General features: G+C 49.7%; 14 protein-coding genes. 5 read left to right on the plus strand and 9 right to left on the minus strand.

Going from position 1 to position 16,166, the window contains the following annotated elements:
* Positions 1–5: 5 nt before the first annotated feature.
* Together DWY57_RS12155 and DWY57_RS12160 are read left to right on the plus strand one after the other, a co-directional pair.
* Complete coding sequence (locus DWY57_RS12155) at positions 6–1,352, plus strand: sugar phosphate nucleotidyltransferase (protein WP_119961852.1); 1,347 nt, start codon at positions 6–8, stop codon at positions 1,350–1,352.
* A 19-nt stretch (positions 1,353–1,371) separates the two neighbouring features.
* On the plus strand, positions 1,372–1,896 hold the full coding sequence (locus tag DWY57_RS12160; protein WP_119961853.1) for a UpxY family transcription antiterminator: 525 nt from the start codon (positions 1,372–1,374) through the stop codon (positions 1,894–1,896).
* Between the two features lie 665 nt (positions 1,897–2,561).
* Here the strand turns inward: DWY57_RS12160 and DWY57_RS12165 are convergent.
* The 9 genes from DWY57_RS12165 to DWY57_RS12205 form a co-directional block, all read right to left on the minus strand.
* Complete coding sequence (locus DWY57_RS12165; protein WP_119961854.1) at positions 2,562–4,892, minus strand: carboxypeptidase-like regulatory domain-containing protein; 2,331 nt, start codon at positions 4,890–4,892, stop codon at positions 2,562–2,564.
* Positions 4,893–5,122: 230 nt separating this feature from the next.
* A complete protein-coding gene (locus tag DWY57_RS12170) occupies positions 5,123–5,491 on the minus strand; it encodes a GntR family transcriptional regulator (protein WP_009036896.1) in 369 nt (122 codons plus the stop codon).
* Between the two features lie 3 nt (positions 5,492–5,494).
* Positions 5,495–6,289 (minus strand): hypothetical protein, encoded by a 795-nt coding sequence (locus DWY57_RS12175; protein WP_119961855.1) that lies wholly within the window; start codon positions 6,287–6,289, stop codon positions 5,495–5,497.
* Complete coding sequence (locus DWY57_RS12180) at positions 6,286–7,110, minus strand: ABC transporter ATP-binding protein (RefSeq protein WP_119961856.1); 825 nt, start codon at positions 7,108–7,110, stop codon at positions 6,286–6,288. The genes DWY57_RS12175 and DWY57_RS12180 overlap by 4 nt, the downstream gene beginning before the upstream one ends.
* 117 nt (positions 7,111–7,227) lie before the next feature.
* On the minus strand, positions 7,228–7,890 hold the full coding sequence (locus DWY57_RS12185) for a hemolysin III family protein (RefSeq protein WP_226791145.1): 663 nt from the start codon (positions 7,888–7,890) through the stop codon (positions 7,228–7,230).
* Complete coding sequence (gene gcvP / locus DWY57_RS12190; RefSeq protein WP_117600574.1) at positions 7,890–10,739, minus strand: aminomethyl-transferring glycine dehydrogenase; 2,850 nt, start codon at positions 10,737–10,739, stop codon at positions 7,890–7,892. Before gcvP ends, DWY57_RS12185 begins: the two co-directional genes overlap by 1 nt.
* 31 nt (positions 10,740–10,770) lie before the next feature.
* On the minus strand, positions 10,771–11,409 hold the full coding sequence (locus DWY57_RS12195) for an MBL fold metallo-hydrolase (protein ID WP_117600573.1): 639 nt from the start codon (positions 11,407–11,409) through the stop codon (positions 10,771–10,773).
* Between the two features lie 35 nt (positions 11,410–11,444).
* The gene (gene rsmG, locus DWY57_RS12200; protein ID WP_119961857.1) at positions 11,445–12,065 is read right to left on the minus strand and encodes a 16S rRNA (guanine(527)-N(7))-methyltransferase RsmG; all 621 of its coding nucleotides are present in this window, start codon (positions 12,063–12,065) and stop codon (positions 11,445–11,447) included.
* A 37-nt stretch (positions 12,066–12,102) separates the two neighbouring features.
* The gene (locus tag DWY57_RS12205) at positions 12,103–12,969 is read right to left on the minus strand and encodes a DUF3298 and DUF4163 domain-containing protein (RefSeq protein WP_117600571.1); all 867 of its coding nucleotides are present in this window, start codon (positions 12,967–12,969) and stop codon (positions 12,103–12,105) included.
* Between the two features lie 138 nt (positions 12,970–13,107).
* Here DWY57_RS12205 and DWY57_RS12210 point away from each other — a divergent pair, with 138 nt between their 5' ends.
* From DWY57_RS12210 to DWY57_RS12220, 3 genes are all read left to right on the plus strand, one after another.
* Complete coding sequence (locus DWY57_RS12210) at positions 13,108–13,506, plus strand: hypothetical protein (RefSeq protein ID WP_057253292.1); 399 nt, start codon at positions 13,108–13,110, stop codon at positions 13,504–13,506.
* 83 nt (positions 13,507–13,589) lie between these two features.
* On the plus strand, positions 13,590–15,806 hold the full coding sequence (locus DWY57_RS12215; protein ID WP_119961858.1) for a TonB-dependent receptor: 2,217 nt from the start codon (positions 13,590–13,592) through the stop codon (positions 15,804–15,806).
* Positions 15,807–15,834: 28 nt separating this feature from the next.
* Complete coding sequence (locus DWY57_RS12220; RefSeq protein WP_119961859.1) at positions 15,835–16,146, plus strand: heavy-metal-associated domain-containing protein; 312 nt, start codon at positions 15,835–15,837, stop codon at positions 16,144–16,146.
* Positions 16,147–16,166: the final 20 nt, after the last annotated feature.

Raw genomic sequence — 16,166 nt, forward strand, 5'->3', positions numbered from 1 at the left:
TAATCATGCAAATCATACTCTTATCCGGCGGTTCAGGTAAAAGGCTGTGGCCGCTTTCAAACGAATCCCGCTCCAAACAATTCCTCAGACTGCTTCCTTCCCCGGACGGAGGCAGGGAATCTATGGTACAGCGTGTCATACGACAGATCAAGGAATCGGGACTTTCCTGCCCGGTTACAATCGCTACAAGTGTATTTCAAAAGGATGCCATCACCAATCAGCTCGGTGAGGATGTGACTGTCGTCACCGAACCTAGCCGTAGGGATACCTTCCCTGCAATCTGTCTCGCTTCCGCCTATTTGGAGAAAACAGCGAAATGCGACAAGAATGAAACAGTCATTGTTATGCCATGCGACCCGTATACGGAAGAGCGTTATTTTCAAACTATAGCGGAAATGGCGGAAGCAGTGCAGAATAATGTGGCTGATCTTGTACTGATGGGCATAAAGCCCATCTATCCGTCCGCCAAATACGGTTATGTGATACTTCAAAAGCATCGCAAAACAGACGGAATATATGAAGTGGAGCGTTTTATGGAAAAGCCGGATGTCGCCACTGCTGAAAGATTTATCGCAGATGGCGCATTTTGGAATGGCGGCGTGTTCGCTTTCTGTCTCGGATATATGATTGACATCGTAAAGAGTTATCTCGCATACGATACTTTTGAGGAGGTACGCCTCCGATATGAGGAACTGCCAAAGATCAGCTTTGACTATGAGGTGGTGGAGAAAGCGAAGTCTGTGGCTGTCGTTCCATACGACGGGAAATGGAAAGATCTCGGCACATGGAACGTGCTTACCGATGAACTGAAAGAGCGTTGCATCGGTAACGTGGTGATGGACGAGAAATCTGAAAACACCCATGTGATCAACGAATTGGAAATACCTGTCATGTGCATCGGTGCCAAAGACATGGTAATAGCCGCTTCATGCGATGGCATCCTGGTTTCAGAGAAAAGCAGGAGCGAGCACATCAAAACATATGCGGACCGCTTGCAATGCCGCCCGATGTACGAGGAGCGTCTCTGGGGAGAATATAAGGTTATCGATACGGTGAGTTTTCCTGACGGATATGAGACCCTTACCAGGCAGTTAAAGATAAAAGCCGGTAAGAGCATAAGCTATCAGGCTCACCGCTATCGCGATGAAGTCTGGACATTCATTGATGGCGAGGGTATGCTGGCTCTTGATGGGAAAATGACTAGAATCGGCCGTGGAGACACCGTCTGTATCAGGAAGGGCATGAGACATGCCGTCAAGGCCATGACCGATCTGCTCTTTATTGAGGTACAGTCAGGAGATCTGCTCGTGGAGGAGGATGTCGAAAGGTTCGATTGGAACTGGAAATCATAAAAAGAGGAATCAATAGGTCATGATGAAAAAATGGTATGCCTTGAAGGTTTTCTATAACCGTTTTTCGGAAATCAAGGCCACATTGTCACGTGACGGGATTGAGAGTTATATCCCGATGAAAACCAGAAGCTATCCGCAACCGGACGGGGAAGTCGTGATCAGGCGGGTTCCGCTTGTCGCCATGTTGATGTTCCTGCGTTGCGATGATGACTATATCTCTTCCTTGAATTCGATTCTCGATGAGAAAGCCATGGTGTATCATCGTCCCAGTACCCAGATTCCAGCTTCCATTCCGGATGAAGAGATGGACATGTTTATCATGCTCACTTCTTCCATGGAGGACGGTTTCGAACAGATACCGTATGATGACAATCTCGTGAAGAACGCCGAAAAATACCGGGTGACAGGTGGGGAATATGCCGGAGTAGTGGGATATTACAGACGTATCAAAAAGAACAAGCGGCTGGTTATTCCTTTTGAAGGCTTGCTGATATTGGTCGCCACCAATTATATTCCCAAATGTTATTTACAGGAAATAGTATAGTGATAACCTGTGCAAGCAGATATAGAGTCTAATTTTATGAGTAAACACGCATAAAATCAGAATTCGGATATGTACATAACTGCCAGCAATTCCAGGCACCTTTAAAAGATGTTGTTACCAAGTTTCGCAGACATGGAAATGAAATCGTCACTGCATATTCCTTTAAAGGAAGGCAGCTTGAATATATGAGGTATGGCTACAATTCAAATAACCTTTATACCCCAACCGAGAAACATAAAATACTTCTTGATTGGGGTCATTTTTTATATAATTTCCGGTCGTGTAATCGCCGGTAGAAGCAATATACAGGGATTTCGAATATGACTTTTTCGGTAACTACAAATCGATTATGCGATTTCCCTCACTTAATCCCTCAACCTCCCTCTCTTGAATTTTTCCAATCCTCTCTCCCAAATATTTTTTATTTTTCTCTTCGGGATTTTTCTTTAATCCCCAAAATATTCTTACCTTTGTTCAAAGAAGAGTTATACTCATGAGTATGAGGCTGTAAAATGTTGAAATTAGCACAATCTCTAAATCGTTACCTTAGACTTTTCAGAACTTCCATAAGCGTTTGTCTTTCAAATTAATCCATTAAATTGATAAGAATTTAAAGTATAATTCCGTCACTCTCCGTTGGGCTTCCTCTTCATAGAGGAAATGGGTTATCGCTGCATATTAATGATGCCGCTGTCCGTATCACTGTTGTTCAGCCCCTTGTTGCCTGCCTTGTGCTTGCGTCCGAACTCGAATGTATAGCCCATGCGCAGTACGACCATCTGTCCCGTCTCCCTGACGAATGTTTCGGAACGGAAAGGAGCCACTTCACTGATTCTTTCTTTTCCCACCTTATAGTTATTGGTGAAAGGAAACATAATACCGATTCCTGCTTGAAGGTTACGCCGGGTGTACATTGCCATGAATGCCGTCTGGTTTTCGTTCTTCTTGATGGTTTCGCCGAAGAAATTGTTCTGCACTTTCCGGAACTGCCCGAGTAGCGAGAAGTCTTTATATTGCACTTGCGCCATCACGCTGTAATAGAATTCATCGTACATATGGCTATAGTTCAAACCTTCCGACCAACTGCGCGTATATCCTCCCGAAGCATAAAGCGTCAGGAAATCTTTCAGTCCGAACAGTGTAGCGCCATTTATGCCGGCCATCAGTTCCGTATTCAGGCTTTGGAACGACCGCTGGTTTTCATCCTTCAGTATCAGTTTGCCGTCCTCCACGAAGATGCTTTCCATGATGGGATTGTCATAATACTGGTGGCGCACGCTCAGATTGGCGTTGAACTGTTTCTTCGAATAGCTGTAAGACAAGGAGTTCGTGAACTGTTGATACGTTTTCAGCAACGGGTTGCCGCGGACTATCTGTATCGTATCCATCGCCTGCTCCACATCCGTCAGCGAACCGAGTGACGGTATGGCAGGACTGATGTTGAACCGGTAGCGCAGGAATCCCGCCTTCTTCAGATTATAGCTCAACCGCACGGTGGGCGTGAAGGTATAGTAGGCATGGTCTTCCTCACTCTCCTTGAACCAGGCGCGCGTCATGCCTACGCTGCCCGCATAGCTGAAGTCCTTTACCTTGCCCTGCACCTCGAAGAAAGCGGATGTCTGCGACTGGTCCATCTTCGAAGTGGTAGGGTTGGAACCTTTATACTCATTCTCTGTCCGCATCTGATAGTGGCGGGCACCGCCGCTCAGCTTCACCTCCTTGAAGCTCTTTTCATAAATGGCTTCGCCGATGACGGAGCGCTTGTCGCCGTCCACTAATGTCTGAATATCTGCCAATGGTGCACTCTCATCCTTGTACTCTTTGTATTTCCGGTTGTTCTTGGTATGGATGAGCGTTCCCGTCACATTCATCTGGATGCTCTGCTGATGGGGCAGGGTATGCTGGAAGTAAAGGTCGAGCGCCGGAGAGTAGCTGGATGTGTGGTTGTTGACGTACGAATAGATGGACTCCGTGCTGCCCACTGCCCACATCTTGTTCAGTTCATTCTGGTAGGGGGCATTGCTGAGGTTGTTACGGAAGATGGCATTGAATACATATTTGTCCGCTTTCGTCAGATTGTACGTCAGATTCAGGTTGTTGATGAAGCTCAGAGAGGGCGACTCGTCTTCGATGCCTTCCTTGATGCGGTCGATGGTGCGGTCGCCCAGATAGAAGGTTTCGTGGGATTCGAGGCGGCTGTGATACTTGCCGTTCTTGTTGAAGTAGTCGATGCCCCATTCGGAGTTCTTGTAATTGAACTTCGCGCTCAGGAAATTCTCTCCCCATAGGGTGTGGGGCGAATCGGAGAGTTGGAAGTTCACAACACCGCCCGTTTCGCGGCGGCGCAGGATAATGTTGACTACGGCGCCCAGTTCATCGTCTCCGTACTGCTTGCCGGGGTCTTCGATGAACTCCACACGCAGTACGTCTTTGGCTCTGACGGCCGCTATCTCCTTGTCTGTCACTTTAATGCCGTTGATACGGGTTTGTACGGCCCCACCACCGCTGACGCTCATGCTGTTGCTCAGATTGTCCACTTGCAGACGGGCAATGCCGAGATTGTTCAGCAGGTCGTAGGCACCGAATGAGCGTTTGAGCTGGCTTTCGGAAGGCAGGATGATTTGCCGGTCTACCCGCTGCAGCACATTGCTGGCGGATACCGTCACTTCACCGAGGCTCACGGCATCTTCCTGCAACTGTACATCGCCCAGGTCGAGGCTTTTATTCAGTTTCAGCAGTATGTTTTCACTTTGGAGGCCGATGAAGGAGATGGAAAGGCGGTAATCGCCTGCCTTGATTTTATGGAGGGCGAACTTGCCTTGTGCATCCGAGGTTACTCCGGTCACCAAAGTAGAGTCTATGGTCCATAATGACACATTGGCGGCTATAACTGCTTCTTGCGAGGCGTCCGTGACGCGTCCTTTGATGGAGAGGCTCTGTGCCTGCGTACGGAGTACGGAGAGGGCAAGCAATAGTAAAAAAAGTTTGGTTTTCATAATCGTTTGTATTAGTCTGTTACTGTTGGATAGGGATGTAAAAGTCACTCTTCCCGCTAAGGGAAGATGCTGAAGCTTGTATATCAGTTGTTTATACTTTCCTCGTCTGTCCGATGAAAGTTAGGAATGCATGAAGGAATAAATCTCGTACATCAGTGTCGAAACTTTGACAATCGTAAGTCCGAAGAGGAGTCCGAAGGTAATCCATAATGCAGTCTTTGCGTATCTCTTCATGAACCGTCTTTTTTAAGTTTGTTATATCGTTCTGTTATTTCTTCTATACTGATGCCGAGTAGCTCCATGCTGCGGAACATGTCGGCAAGCTGGTTGTCAAAAAACTCTTTCTTCTGTATTCGCATCACTTTCTTCACCGCATCTTTGGAGAGGTAGAACCCCATTCCCCGTTCCGGGTAGATGATGTCCTCCGTCTGGAGGTATTCATAGGCCTTCAACACGGTGCGCGAGTTCACTGCCAGTTGTGTGGAGAGCTCCCTCACGGATACCACCCGCTCTTCCGCCCGCCATTCGCGGGTGAGAATCTTGCTGAAACAGAAGTCTACAATCTGCTGGTATATCGGCTTGTTGGTCTTGAAGTCCATAGGCTACAGTTGTTTTTCTTTGAGCAGGAAGTAGCTCGATACCCATGAACCGAGCAGCACACTGATGGGAGCCGCATAATTGCAGAAAGTCACGATGGCTTGTGCACCGGCCGACAACGGATAGTTGGTGTGGGGCCATGTGGCAATGTTATCCATCCAGTATCCGTCCGCTCTGGCTTCGGGCATGAGGGAGGCCACAAAAGTTACAATTCCTATGCAGACGGCAATGGAGCCTACAAAGATGGTGAAACTTTTCAGCAGGACTTGCCGACTGAAGGCGAAGTAGCCGATGAAGGCGGAAGCATGCAGGATTACATAGGTCAGTATCTGGGTGTTGTGTATCCGGAACATCGTGATGTGCGTTGCAAAATACTGCAGGAACTCGCTGCCGCTTAAGGACAGCAGACCTTTGAGGCAGGCTATCAGCAGACTGCAGAATAGGGGAAGCAGCAGCAGGTATTTTATCCAGATATGCAGGAACTTCTCGAATGCCGATGTCGGCAGCAGTATATCGAGAGTGGAGCTGCGTTTGCTGAATTTTGTTTCCAGCAGGCAGGGGGCCATGAGGATAAAACATAGTACGTAGCGGGAGAATTCGGTGGCAGAGGTCTGTTTGCCGTAGTAACTTCCACCGCGGTTTATGTCGTAGAGAATGCACAGGATGCAGATGAACGATACGACGGCTGCTGACCAAAGCAGGTGTCTGCCGGTCTCATTCCTTTTATATTGTTCCAGTAGCAGGAAGCGTTTCAGATTAAAAGTTGCGTTCATAGTTCTGTTTGTATGATGGATTTTCATTGAAACATGCTCTGTATCTTTTCCGGTTGTTGCAGCACCGCTTTATACAGCAGCTCGATGTCCGGTGTGTTCTCTTCTCCGTCCTCGTTGGGAATGATGGAGAAATAACCCGATAGATTCTCTTCGCTGTAGATGCTTTCTTCCGGCAGAATGCTTGTCCGGGCAAAGAGAAGCCGGTTACTGATTTCGTCCAGCGAACGGTTCAGTAATATTTCGCCTTTGCCAAGGATGATGAGGTGGTCCAGCAGGTTCTCGAAGTCGTGTGCCTGATGGGTGGAGATGAGCAGCGTGCTTTCATCGTCCATGCTGCGGCTGATGATACGCTTCAAGGCTTGGCGAGAGGTGATGTCCAGCCCGTTTGTCGGTTCGTCGAGTAGGGTGTATGGAGTATGCAGGGCAAAGGCGTATGCCAGCATTGCCTTCTTCTGTTGTCCGTAGGAGACGGAAGAGAGTTTCTGTTTCCGGTCGATTTTCAGCTCTTCCAGGTTCAGGTCGAATTCTTCCTGATTGAAATGTGGATAGAATACGGAATGGCGTGCAGCGAAGCTGACGATGCTTTCGGTAGGCATCTGCAACTCTTCGGGCAGGAAGAAGTAACGGGCCAACCCTTCGGGCTGTCTCTCCGCCGTGTTTCTTCCGTCTATGCTGCACTTTCCGTTTTTGGGGAAGAGTAGTCCGCAGATGAGATGCATCAGCGTCGTTTTGCCTACGCCGTTTTCTCCCAGAAGTCCATATATACCGTTTCCTATTTCCAAAGATATGTTGTTGAAAATAAGTGGATTGGACTTGTAACCGTAGCTCGTATTCTCTATCGTTATCATAATTTTATTAGTGTTGCACTGATGTACAACACTGCAAACGTAGGGTAAGTTATGGAGAAAAGCAAGGGAAAGAGATACTTATTAACTTCTTTTAGCGGTTGTGCGCTTGCCGTTTGCTTACAGCATCTTCACCAGTATGTCCCATACAGCCACCATGTGGCAGGCTGAACCGCCCAATACAAAGAAATGGAAAACCGAATGCATGTACCGTGCCTTGCGCAAGGAGTAGAAGGCAGCTCCCGTGATGTAGCATACCCCCTCGGCAATAATCCAGTAGCAGGCTGTGGGGGAGAGGGCGAAAAGCTGCTTGAATACTACCAGTACGGACAGCCCCATCAAGATGTAGCACACTGTTTCCACGTAACTGTGCTCCTCCATCTTGCGGAAGCTGACAACAGTGCCGATAATGGCGCATAGCCAGACGAAGCCGAACAGTCCCCAGCCCCAACCGCCGTCCTCTCTCAATGCAATGAGTGTGATGGGGGAATAACTGCCTGCAATGTGCCAATAGATGGCTGCATGGTCCCAATGCCGCAAGCGTCGTTTCCACGGATTATGATGTTTCAGGGAGTGGTAGAGTGTGGAGGCAAGATAGGAGCCGCCCATACCGAACAGATAGAGCCATACACCGAATGCTGCCCAAAGATTCTGTGCTTGGTAGCATTTTATCAGGAATAGTGTACTTACAATTACTCCCATGGCAATGCCGATGCCATGGGAGATGGAATTGATGGTTTCTTCTTTTTTACTATAAAATAGTCCGTTACGCTTTCTTTTCATCAGTCGAAGCATCCATAGCATGTGGGCAACAGTTTACGGTCTCCCAACGTGTTGTCTACACGTGCCACGTTCACCCAGAACTTGTTTTCGCGCACGCTTTCTATCGGGTAGGCTGCCTTTTGGCGGGTATAGCTATGCTCCCACGTGTCGGCTACCACTTCGTATTCGGGGTGCGGGGCATTCACCAGCACGTTGTCTGTCTTGTAGGCTTCGCCGTTCTTCACCTCTTGAATCTCGTCCCAAATGGTCAGCATCACGTGGACAAAGTTGTCCAGTTCGGCAAGGCTTTCGCTTTCCGTCGGTTCAATCATCAGTGTGCCGTGTACCGGGAAGGAGAGGGTGGGGGCATGATAGCCGTAGTCCATCAGACGTTTGGCGATGTCGTTTTCACTGATGCCCGTCTCTTCGTGCACCTTGCGGCATTCCAATATCATTTCGTGTCCTACGAAGCCGGTAGCACCGCGGTAAACGATGCCGTACGTATCCTTGAGGCTGGCTGCCAGGTAGTTGGCGCTGAGGATAGCTATCTTCGTGGCACGCGTCAGCCCTTCCGTTCCCATCATGCGGATGTAGCCGTAAGTGATGGGTAGGATACCTGCGCTGCCGAAGGGAGCTCCGGACACCTGGTTGGCTGCATTGCCGAACAATTTGTGTCCCGGAAGGAACGGAACCAGATGCTCTGCCACGCAGATGGGGCCTACGCCCGGTCCGCCGCCGCCGTGAGGAGAGGCGAACGTTTTGTGCAGATTCAAGTGGCAGACGTCCGCACCGATAAAGCCGGGATTCGTCAAGCCTACTTGGGCATTCATATTGGCGCCGTCCATATATACCTGCGCACCGCAGGCGTGTATGATGTGGCAGATTTCCACAATTTCCGTTTCAAAGATACCGTGTGTGGAAGGGTAGGTAATCATCAGGGCGGCAAGGTCATCCTTGTTTTCTTCCGCTTTGGCACGCAAGTCGGCCATATCCACATTGCCTTGTGCGTCGCAGGCGCAGGTCACAGTGGTAAAGCCTGCCTGGATGGCAGAAGCCGGGTTGGTGCCGTGTGCGGATGCCGGTATCAGCACCTTATTGCGGTGTCCTTGCCCGATGCTTTCCAGATAGGCGCGGATGACGCGGAGTCCGGCATATTCGCCTGCCGCACCGGAGTTGGGTTGCAGGCTGACACCGGCAAAGCCGGTAATTATCTTCAGTTCTTCACTGAGGTTGCTTATCAGTTCGCGGTAACCTTCGGCCTGGTCTTCGGGCACCAGGGGATGCATGTTCATGAATTCCGGACGGCTGAGCGGAAGCATCTCTGCGGCAGCGTTCAGCTTCATGGTGCACGAGCCGAGGGAAATCATGGAGTGTGCCAGTGAGATGTCCTTGCGGTCGAGACGCTTGATATAGCGCATCATCTCCGTTTCCGTATGGTATTTGTTGAATACTTCGTGTGTCAGATAGGCGCTTTGGCGTTTCATCTCCGCGCTGATGCTGCTTGCCATGGGTATGTCGCTTGCCTTTTCCCAATCCCTTCCGGCGGCAATGGCAAAGATGGAGAGCAGTACGTTGACGGCAGTGATGTCCGTAGTCTCATCGATGCTCATACCTACGTCCCCATTCTTGAAATAACGCAGGTTCACTTCCTTGCTCAAGGCGATGGTACGTATCTGCTGTGCCGAAATGGTGTCGGGCAGTGCAAAGCGGAGCGTGTCGAAATATTGTGCATTGACCTGCTTGTACCCCAGTCTGTTGATACTTTCTTCCAGAAATACGGCAATGCTGTGGATGCGTTCTGCAATGGTGCGGATGCCTTCCGGACCATGATATACGGCATAGAAGCCTGCCATTGTAGCCAGCAGTGCCTGCGCGGTACAGATGTTGGAAGTCGCCTTTTCACGCTTGATGTGTTGCTCGCGGGTTTGCAGCGCCATGCGGTAGCACAACTTGCCGTATTTGTCTTTCGACCAGCCGATGATGCGTCCCGGCATATTGCGCTTGTACTCGTCGCGGGTGGCAAAGTAGGCTGCCGACGGCCCGCCGTAGAACATCGGTGTACCGAGCCGTTGTGTGGTTCCGAAGACGATGTCAGCTCCCCATTCTCCCGGAGGGGTGAGCAGGGCGAGGCTCAGAATGTCGGCGGCAACGGCCACTTTGCAGTTGGCTGCATGGGCTTTTTCCACGAAGGCGCGATAATCTTCCACGTTGCCGGCGGCGTTGGGATATTGCAGTACGCAGGCGAAGATGTCTGGCGTGAATTCCATTTCATGGTATTTTCCTATACGCAGCTCGATACCTTGCGGAATGGCGCGGGTAGTCATTACTGCCAGTGTCTGCGGGAAGACGGCTTCGTCTACAAATACCACGTTGGCGCCCGATTTCTGCATGTCGCGCGGACGCAGGGCATACATCATCGTCACGGCTTCGGCTGCGGCAGTCGCTTCGTCCAGCAGGGAGCAGTTGGCAAGGGGCATGCCGGTGAGGTCGCATACGGCAGTCTGGAAGTTCATCAGGGCTTCCAGGCGTCCTTGTGAGACTTCGGTCTGATAGGGGGTATAGGAAGTGTACCAAACGGGGTTCTCGAATACGTTCCGTTGGATAACGGCAGGAGTGATGGTGTTGTACCATCCCATACCGATATAGGTTGTATAAAGTTTGTTTTTGGCAGCCAACCCTGCAATATGTTGTCCGAATTCGTACTCTGTCATTGTCTTGGGCAGAGCCAGCGGTTCTTTCAAGCGGATGTTGGCAGGAATGGTTTTATCAATCAGCTCGTCCAGGCTTTTCACTCCTATTTTTTGGAGCATCTTCTCCTCGTCTTTTTCGCTGATGCCGATGTGGCGGTAGGCCAATAGGTCGTTTTTCATGGCTGTAATGATTTAAAAGTTTGCTGTATATTTACCGGAAGAACGGATTCTCCGCTTTCTCTATTCCTATGGTAGTCGGCGCTCCGTGTCCGGGATAGACAATCGTGTCGTTGGGCAGGATGAACAGACGGCTGCAAATATGTTCTATCAGTTCGTCGAAGTTGCCACCGGTGAGGTCGGCACGGCCGATGCTGCCTTGAAACAACACATCCCCCGAGAACATGCAGTGGTCTGCCGCGCAATAATACACCAGACTGCCCGGCGAGTGTCCCGGTACATGGATGGCTTCCAGTTTCGTATTGCCGAAGGTGATGATGTCTCCGTCGTGCAGATAAGTGCCCAGGGGCACGGGGGCTTCCTGCAGCTGGAAGCCGAACATGCGGCTTTGTTTCGGCGCTTCGTCAATCCAGAACTCATCGGCCTGGTTGGCTTCGGCCTTCAGACCGAACTCTTTCAGCATGAAAGGATTGCCGAAGATATGGTCCAGATGCAGATGGGTATTCAGCAGATGTTTCACATTCAGCCCATTCTTGGTAATGAAGTTTTTCAAGGCCTGCTTTTCTTCCTCATAAAAGCAGCCCGGGTCAATGACGACCGCTTCATTGGTTTCGTCCCAAAGCACATAACAGTTCTCCGGGAACATATTAAATTCGAATCTCTTTATTTTCATATTATGTATTTAGATTTCTAAACCTCAACTATCTCTCAACACCCTACGTACACTACTTTTTTTGTCTCGAAGAACTCCTCTTCAAAGAACTCCTTCAGGTCCCACAACGTGGTCTTGTTCTTGACGGGCATGGTTTCGTTCCCCAATTCGCCCCCCTTGAGGCAAATCAGTCCGTTGGGCAATGCGTTCTGCTGTTTTGGGGAGATGTTCTTACGGATAATCTTCAGCAGGTCTGTCAGCGGCATCACGGCACGGCTCACCACAAAGTCGAACTTCCCTTTTTCCTCTTCTGCACGGGCATGACGGCAGGTGGCGTTTTTCAGCCCGATGCTGCTGGCTATTTCGGAGGCTACGCGTACTTTCTTTCCGATGCTGTCCACCAGATGGAACTGTACTTCGGGGAAAAGGATGGCAAGCGGGATTCCCGGAAAGCCTCCTCCCGTGCCGAGGTCCATAATCTGTGTCCCCGGTCTGAAGCGGATTACCTTGGCTATGCCCAGAGAATGCAGCACATGGTGTTCGTACAAGTTCTCTATATCTTTGCGTGAAATGACATTAATCTTAGAATTCCAGTCCATGTAGAGGTCGTAGAGGGCGGCAAACTGCCGTTTCTGTTCTTCCGTCAGGTCCGGGAAATATTTGAGTATTAAATCCATTGTGAATTTTATGTTAATAGACAATTGATTACGGTTCCTATTGGTCGCCTGCTTTTATCGTATTGCTCAAGGTGACGAATTCGCTGTTCATCAGATGGGTTATGTCCTCATAAGACAACGTGATTTTGGTTGCTCCCATTACGTATGGGGCAATTTCATATACATTATAATAGAAGGTGATTCCCGTTGGGTCCAGATAGAAATTCTCGATAGGCTCCAGGTCACCGGTGGTGGCGTAGCCCATGTCCTCCAGCTCTTGGCGGGTGCTGACGTTGTTGTCTGCCATCAGCTGTTTCCAAAGCAAGTCGGTCAGCGCTTCCTTATAGTCGCCTTCAAAGAGGTCGCCTAGGTGGATGGGGCTTAGGGTCTTTAGGTCGAGGTTGAGGAAGGTGGACATATAGATGCCGTGTGCGCCGCCGGTATATTCGTTGTAATCTATACGGTAGGTCAGTATTAAGGTATTGCACAACTGCACATGGCTTTCGATTCCTTTATAATAGGAATACCAGGCTCCTATGCTCTGCTCGTCCTGTTTGTCCTCCTCGTCTTTCTTGTACATCGGCTCCAGGTCATTGCGGTAGTCGCCGACATATTTCTCCGTATATTTCTTGACAGCTTCTTCGGGTGTCATCGCCATGTACTTGTCGCCGAAGCAGGCAGATAGGAAGAAGGTGTTCAGACTGTCTTTCAGCCTTACGTCGGATGACTGGCTGGCGTAGGCAACGTTGAGGATGAGGTTGCAGGCCGGCTTGGCTGTGTCTCCGAAGAGATGTACGGTTTCGTTTACTTGTATACTGTCGAACTCCAACGCGTATGCGTTTTTGTTCACGGTGTTACCGCAGGAAAAGAAAAAGCCGCTTGCCGCAAGCAGAAGGACAAGTAGGCTGACAGTTTGCTTTTTCATATTGAGTTTCGTTTATAAATCAACATATCAATCAAAAAACTTTATCGACAAATATAGAACTTATTAACGAACTGCAGGCATAAAAAAGGAAAAATTAATTCCGGCAAACGGTTAAAACTTTCTATCTTTGCAGCGCTTATGAAGGAACTCCGTTACATACTGGCTGTACTCTTTTCCTCTCTTATCATTATAAGCGGAGTGGGGATTTCTGTAGTTCAGTATTGCTGTGCCGGATGCGAGACGACACAAAGTTGTTGCACCTCCGGCTGTTCCAAATGCCATCATGCACATCGTGGTTCACAAAAAACGTGCAAGGATACCGGTTGTACAGCCGTCTACTACAAGGTGGATTTCGTGAAACATGCACACGAGTCTGCTTCGTTCGTGCCATCCCTTACACTGTTTTGTGAGCAACTGCCGCTGTTTGATTACTCCTTGCCGCAAGTGGCCTGCACTCCGGAAGTGCATTTCGGGGCACCGCCATATGTCGTCGGCTCGCGTCATTATCTGGCGCTCTATTCCACGCTTCTCATTTAGTGTTGTTTTATACGGGGCAATGACATGAATTGTCCGGAGGGAATTGTTTGTTTTTTAATCACTTCTTTAAGTATAAAACAGAAATGAAATATAGTTTGATAGCCATCCTTCTGTTCTCTTTCATCCCCTTGCAGGCGCAGGTAAAGGGAACGGTAAAGGATAATTTGGGCGACCCGATTGCGGGTGCCAACCTCTTCTGGCAGGGAACCACTCAAGGCACCACCACTTCGGCGGACGGTACTTTCTCCTTGTCCAAACCCAATGACAAGCATATGCTTGTAGTCAGCTTTATCGGTTTTGAGAATGATACGATACACGTCAGTAACCGCAATGAGACGCTCGACATTGTCTTGCGCGAAGGGGTGGAACTGAGCGAGGTGAATGTGGTCAGCCGTAAGTTGGGCACCATGAAGCTGCGCAACAGTGTGATGAATGAAGATATGATAAGCAGCGCCGAGCTGAGCCGTGCCGCCTGCTGTAACCTGGGAGAAAGTTTTGTGACCAATCCTTCGGTGGACGTCACTTACTCTGACGCCGCCACCGGTGCCAAGCAAATCAAGCTTCTGGGCTTGTCCGGTACGTATGTGCAGATGATGACGGAGAATGTCCCCAACTACCGCGGCTCTGCTGCCCCCTACGGCTTGGGCTATGTCCCTGGGCCGTGGATGCAGAGCATTCAGGTGAGCAAGGGCAGTTCGTCCGTGAAGAACGGCTATGAGGCCATCACGGGACAAATCAATGTGGAATTCAAGAAACCCCAGTTGCCCGAAGCGGACTGGTTTTCGGCCAACCTTTTTGCCAGCAGCACCAACCGTTATGAAGCCAATGCCGATGCCACGGTGAAACTCTCCAAACGCTGGAGCACCTCTTTGCTGGCACATTACGAGAATGAGACCAAAGCTCACGACAGCAACGACGACGGCTTTGCCGACATCCCCCGCGTGGAGCAGTACAACCTCTGGAACCGCTGGGCATACATGGGCGACCGCTACGTTTTCCAAGCAGGCATCAAAGTGCTTACGGAAGACCGCAACAGCGGACAAGTCGGTCATGGCAAAATGCCTCTGACAGACCCTTATAAGATAAGTATAGGCACCGACCGCTACGAAGCTTTCACCAAGAACGCCTATATATTCAACAAGGAGAAGAACACCAACCTGGCATTGATCCTTTCCGGCTCCCTGCATAAGCAGGATGCCTTGTACGGACGGAAAATCTACGACGTAGACCAGCACAATGCTTATGCCTCCTTGTTGTTCGAGACGGAACTGACCAAGCGTCAAAGCCTTTCTGCCGGACTGAGCTTCAACTATGACTCCTACGACCAGCACTATCGCCTGGACAATGACGCCGCACAGCCTTTGACGAAGAAATTCACCAAAGAAGCCGTCCCCGGCGCCTACGTGCAGTACACCTACAACTGGGACGATAAACTGGTGCTGATGGGTGGTATCCGCGGCGACCATAGCAGCGAGTACGGCTATTTCGTCACTCCGCGTTTCCATGTGAAGTACAATCCCAACGAGTATGTACATTTCCGTCTTTCGGCAGGAAAGGGATACCGCACGAACCATGTGCTGGCCGAGAATAACTACCTGCTGGCAAGCAGCCGCCGGATAGACATCGCCAAACGTCTTGACCAGGATGAGGCCTGGAACTATGGCGCAAGCACTTCCGCCTATATTCCCTTGTTCGGCAAAACCTTGAACCTGAATGCGGAATACTATTACACGGATTTCCGCAAGCAGGTGGTGGTGGATATGGATACGGACCCGCATGCCGTTCTGTTCTACAACCTTCACGGCCGTTCCTATTCGCAGGTAGTGCAGGTGGAGGCAAGCTATCCGTTCTTCCCGGGTTTCACCTTTACCGCGGCTTACCGTTGGACGGATGCCAAAACGAATTACAACGGAGAGCTGATGGAGAAACCCCTTACCAGCAAGTATAAAGGTTTGCTGACGGCTTCTTATCAGACACCTTTGGGATTGTGGCAGTTTGATGTGACTTTGCAACTGAACGGTGGCGGGCGCATGCCGGCTCCATACGAACTGACAGACGGCAACTGGTCGTGGGAAAGGCGCTATGGCGGCTTCGAGCAGTTGAGTGCCCAGGTGACGCGTTATTTCCGTCGCTGGTCTATATACGTCGGTGGCGAGAACCTGACAAACTTCAAGCAGAAAAACCCCATCATTGATGCTTCCAATCCCTGGGGAAGCAACTTTGACGCTACGATGGTGTGGGGACCGATGCATGGGGCAAAAGCCTATGTAGGTGTCCGTTTTAACTTGCCGAGAATATAATATTATTTATTAAATCAATAGCGAAACAATGAAAACAAGAAGATTTTTAATGACTTTGGCAGTTGTACTCTTCTGTGCATCTGCCGCAATGGCGAAAGACATCCGTACAGCCGTGTTCAAGGTAGCACAGATGAAGTGTGAGAACTGTGTAAGGAAGATAAACAATAACATCCGTTTTGAGAAGGGACTGAAGGACTTCCACACAGACCTGAAGACAAAGACGGTAACCATCACGTATGATGCCGACAAGACCAATGTGGAAAAGTTGAAAGAAGGTTTCCAAAAGTTCCATTATGAAGTGGAGTTTGTCAAGGAAACCAAGCAGGACGATAAGAAGTAATTGAACAAACTGCTCATTCC

The sequence above is a fragment of the Bacteroides sp. AF25-5LB genome, from assembly GCF_003602965.1.
In the GTDB taxonomy this organism is placed as follows: Bacteria; Bacteroidota; Bacteroidia; order Bacteroidales; family Bacteroidaceae; genus Bacteroides; species Bacteroides uniformis.

Bases quoted from the DNA above. Each gene is read 5' to 3' on its own strand.
- DWY57_RS12155 (WP_119961852.1), top strand. From the start codon at position 6: ATGCAAATCATACTCTTATCCGGCGGTTCAGGTAAAAGGCTGTGGCCG.
- DWY57_RS12160 (WP_119961853.1), top strand. From the start codon at position 1,372: ATGATGAAAAAATGGTATGCCTTGAAGGTTTTCTATAACCGTTTTTCG.
- DWY57_RS12165 (WP_119961854.1), bottom strand. From the start codon at position 4,892: ATGAAAACCAAACTTTTTTTACTATTGCTTGCCCTCTCCGTACTCCGT.
- DWY57_RS12170 (WP_009036896.1), bottom strand. From the start codon at position 5,491: ATGGACTTCAAGACCAACAAGCCGATATACCAGCAGATTGTAGACTTC.
- DWY57_RS12175 (WP_119961855.1), bottom strand. From the start codon at position 6,289: ATGAAAATCCATCATACAAACAGAACTATGAACGCAACTTTTAATCTG.
- DWY57_RS12180 (WP_119961856.1), bottom strand. From the start codon at position 7,110: ATGATAACGATAGAGAATACGAGCTACGGTTACAAGTCCAATCCACTT.
- DWY57_RS12185 (WP_226791145.1), bottom strand. From the start codon at position 7,890: ATGAAAAGAAAGCGTAACGGACTATTTTATAGTAAAAAAGAAGAAACC.
- gcvP (WP_117600574.1), bottom strand. From the start codon at position 10,739: ATGAAAAACGACCTATTGGCCTACCGCCACATCGGCATCAGCGAAAAA.
- DWY57_RS12195 (WP_117600573.1), bottom strand. From the start codon at position 11,409: ATGAAAATAAAGAGATTCGAATTTAATATGTTCCCGGAGAACTGTTAT.
- rsmG (WP_119961857.1), bottom strand. From the start codon at position 12,065: ATGGATTTAATACTCAAATATTTCCCGGACCTGACGGAAGAACAGAAA.
- DWY57_RS12205 (WP_117600571.1), bottom strand. From the start codon at position 12,969: ATGAAAAAGCAAACTGTCAGCCTACTTGTCCTTCTGCTTGCGGCAAGC.
- DWY57_RS12210 (WP_057253292.1), top strand. From the start codon at position 13,108: ATGAAGGAACTCCGTTACATACTGGCTGTACTCTTTTCCTCTCTTATC.
- DWY57_RS12215 (WP_119961858.1), top strand. From the start codon at position 13,590: ATGAAATATAGTTTGATAGCCATCCTTCTGTTCTCTTTCATCCCCTTG.
- DWY57_RS12220 (WP_119961859.1), top strand. From the start codon at position 15,835: ATGAAAACAAGAAGATTTTTAATGACTTTGGCAGTTGTACTCTTCTGT.